We start from the raw sequence: 3,743 nt of genomic DNA, 5'->3' as shown, positions 1-3,743 counted from the left end.
TGTGTCTGTTGTTTGAGAACTCAATAGTGTGCCAAGTTTGTTGATACCGATTGTTTTTTGATTGGTTGAATTGATCGGGCTGCCCGCCCCTGTGGGTGGTCTGGTTTTTACAGCTGGTTTCAAATTTTGTGCGGCCATTTCTGGTGTTATTTCCGCTGGTTGTGGTTGTGTCTGTTTTTGTTTTACTTCAACGGAGAGTTTGATCCTGGCTCAGGATGAACGCTGGCGGCGTGCTTAACACATGCAAGTCGAACGATGATCCGGTGCTTGCATCGGGGATTAGTGGCGAACGGGTGAGTAACACGTGAGTAACCTGCCCTTGACTCTGGGATAAGCCTGGGAAACTGGGTCTAATACCGGATATGACTGACTATCGCATGGTGGTTGGTGGAAAGCTTTTGTGGTTTTGGATGGACTCGCGGCCTATCAGCTTGTTGGTGAGGTAATGGCTTACCAAGGCGACGACGGGTAGCCGGCCTGAGAGGGTGACCGGCCACACTGGGACTGAGACACGGCCCAGACTCCTACGGGAGGCAGCAGTGGGGAATATTGCACAATGGGCGAAAGCCTGATGCAGCGACGCCGCGTGAGGGATGACGGCCTTCGGGTTGTAAACCTCTTTCAGTAGGGAAGAAGCGAAAGTGACGGTACCTGCAGAAGAAGCGCCGGCTAACTACGTGCCAGCAGCCGCGGTAATACGTAGGGCGCAAGCGTTATCCGGAATTATTGGGCGTAAAGAGCTCGTAGGCGGTTTGTCGCGTCTGCCGTGAAAGTCCGGGGCTCAACTCCGGATCTGCGGTGGGTACGGGCAGACTAGAGTGATGTAGGGGAGACTGGAATTCCTGGTGTAGCGGTGAAATGCGCAGATATCAGGAGGAACACCGATGGCGAAGGCAGGTCTCTGGGCATTAACTGACGCTGAGGAGCGAAAGCATGGGGAGCGAACAGGATTAGATACCCTGGTAGTCCATGCCGTAAACGTTGGGCACTAGGTGTGGGGGACATTCCACGTTTTCCGCGCCGTAGCTAACGCATTAAGTGCCCCGCCTGGGGAGTACGGCCGCAAGGCTAAAACTCAAAGGAATTGACGGGGGCCCGCACAAGCGGCGGAGCATGCGGATTAATTCGATGCAACGCGAAGAACCTTACCAAGGCTTGACATGGACCGGACCGCCGCAGAAATGTGGTTTCCCCTTTGGGGCTGGTTTACAGGTGGTGCATGGTTGTCGTCAGCTCGTGTCGTGAGATGTTGGGTTAAGTCCCGCAACGAGCGCAACCCTCGTTCTATGTTGCCAGCACGTGATGGTGGGGACTCATAGGAGACTGCCGGGGTCAACTCGGAGGAAGGTGGGGACGACGTCAAATCATCATGCCCCTTATGTCTTGGGCTTCACGCATGCTACAATGGCCGGTACAAAGGGTTGCGATACTGTGAGGTGGAGCTAATCCCAAAAAGCCGGTCTCAGTTCGGATTGGGGTCTGCAACTCGACCCCATGAAGTCGGAGTCGCTAGTAATCGCAGATCAGCAACGCTGCGGTGAATACGTTCCCGGGCCTTGTACACACCGCCCGTCAAGTCACGAAAGTTGGTAACACCCGAAGCCGGTGGCCTAACCCCTTTGTGGGAGGGAGCCGTCGAAGGTGGGACTGGCGATTGGGACTAAGTCGTAACAAGGTAGCCGTACCGGAAGGTGCGGCTGGATCACCTCCTTTCTAAGGAGCGCCTACGGATCCTGGCCGCGTGTATGCGTTGGTGGGGGTTTGTCAGGAGTAGGCCCGTAGCACGGACGTATGTTTCGTGGCGGGTGCTCATGGGTGGAATATCAACGAATAGGTGCCTGGTGGCACGGATCATTTTTGCTAGTACGGACGCTACTCCCTTGGGGGTGTGTTCAGGAACGTTGTGTGGTCTGGTCTGCCGGGTGGTGTTTGGCACACTGTTGGGTCCTGAGGCAACAGGGCCGGGGGGCGGGGGTGACCTTGTTCTTTGGGTTTGTTTGTTTCTGGTTTCCCTGCCATGACGTTTCATGCGCTGGTGGTTCCTTCGGGGGCCGGGTGTGTGGGGTGTGTGGTGTGGGGTTGTTGTTTGAGAACTACATAGTGGACGCGAGCATCTTCCATGAAGAGCCTTTGGGTTTTTTGTGGAGAAAGCAATTTCCAAGAATTGGAACCTGGATCTGGCTGCACTGTTTGGTGTGGTTGGTTTCTGTGGTTCTCTCGAGTGTTTTTGTTGTTGATCTTTTGTGGTCAAGTTTTTAAGAGCACACGGTGGATGCCTTGGCATTAGGAGCCGAAGAAGGACGTAGGAATCTGCGATAAGCCTGGGGGAGTCGATAACCGGACTGTGATCCCAGGGTGTCCGAATGGGGAAACCCCGCCAAGCGCGCGAGTGACTTGGTGACCCGTACCTGAACACATAGGGTGCGTGGAGGGAACGCGGGGAAGTGAAACATCTCAGTACCCGCAGGAAGAGAAAACAATAGTGATTCCGTTAGTAGTGGCGAGCGAACGCGGATCAGGCTAAACCGTTCCATGTGTGATAGCCGGCGGGCGTTGCATGGTCGGGGTTGTGGGACTTTCCATACCAGTTCTGCCGGGCTGGTGGGGTGTGATGTGCGCGCATAGGTGAACGGTTTTGAAAGGCCGGCCAGAGAGGGTGTTAGTCCCGTAACCGTAATGCGTTTGTGCCGCCTGTGAGAGTATCCCAAGTAGTACGGGGCCCGAGAAATCCCGTGCGAATCTGTCAGGACCACCTGATAAGCCTAAATACTCCCTAATGACCGATAGCGGACCAGTACCGTGAGGGAAAGGTGAAAAGTACCCCGGGAGGGGAGTGAAACAGTACCTGAAACCGTGTGCTTACAATCCGTCGGAGCAGCCTTGTAGTTGTGACGGCGTGCCTTTTGAAGAATGAGCCTGCGAGTTAGTGTTACGTCGCGAGGTTAACCCGTGTGGGGCAGCCGTAGCGAAAGCGAGTCTGAATAGGGCGTTGCAGTGGCGTGATCTAGACCCGAAGCGAAGTGATCTACCCATGGCCAGGTTGAAGCGACGGTAAGACGTCGTGGAGGACCGAACCCACTTCAGTTGAAAATGGAGGGGATGAGCTGTGGGTAGGGGTGAAAGGCCAATCAAACTTCGTGATAGCTGGTTCTCCCCGAAATGCATTTAGGTGCAGCGTTGCGTGTTTCTTGCTGGAGGTAGAGCTACTGGATGGCTAATGGGCCCTACAAGGTTACTGACGTCAGCCAAACTCCGAATGCCGGTAAGTGAGAGCGCAGCAGTGAGACTGTGGGGGATAAGCTTCATAGTCGAGAGGGAAACAGCCCAGACCACCAACTAAGGCCCCTAAGCGTGTGCTAAGTGGGAAAGGATGTGGAGTTGCTCAGACAACCAGGAGGTTGGCTTAGAAGCAGCCATCCTTAAAAGAGTGCGTAATAGCTCACTGGTCAAGTGATTCCGCGCCGACAATGTAGCGGGGCTCAAGTACACCGCCGAAGTTGTGGCATTCACACATGTTCTTAGCCTTTGTGGTTCAGGAGTGTGGATGGGTAGGGGAGCGTCGTGTGGGCAGTGAAGTCGCGGTGGAAACCAGCGGTGGAGCCTACACGAGTGAGAATGCAGGCATGAGTAGCGAAAGACGGGTGAGAAACCCGTCCGCCGGATGATCAAGGGTTCCAGGGTCAAGCTAATCTGCCCTGGGTAAGTCGGGACCTAAGGCGAGGCCGACAGGCGTAGTCGATGGA

Annotated in this window: 2 rRNA genes; both read left to right on the top strand. The window is 55.0% G+C overall.

What is annotated here, in order from left to right:
* Positions 1-187: 187 nt before the first annotated feature.
* A 16S ribosomal RNA gene (locus tag AC5RUU_RS19580) occupies positions 188-1,713 on the top strand.
* Between the two features lie 532 nt (positions 1,714-2,245).
* Positions 2,246-3,743, top strand: a 23S ribosomal RNA gene (locus AC5RUU_RS19575); the annotation flags it as partial.

The sequence above is a fragment of the Arthrobacter sp. K4-10C genome, from assembly GCF_059090085.1.
The sequence above is the reverse complement of the archived record's forward strand: the minus strand, read 5'-3'. Positions and strand labels throughout refer to the sequence as shown.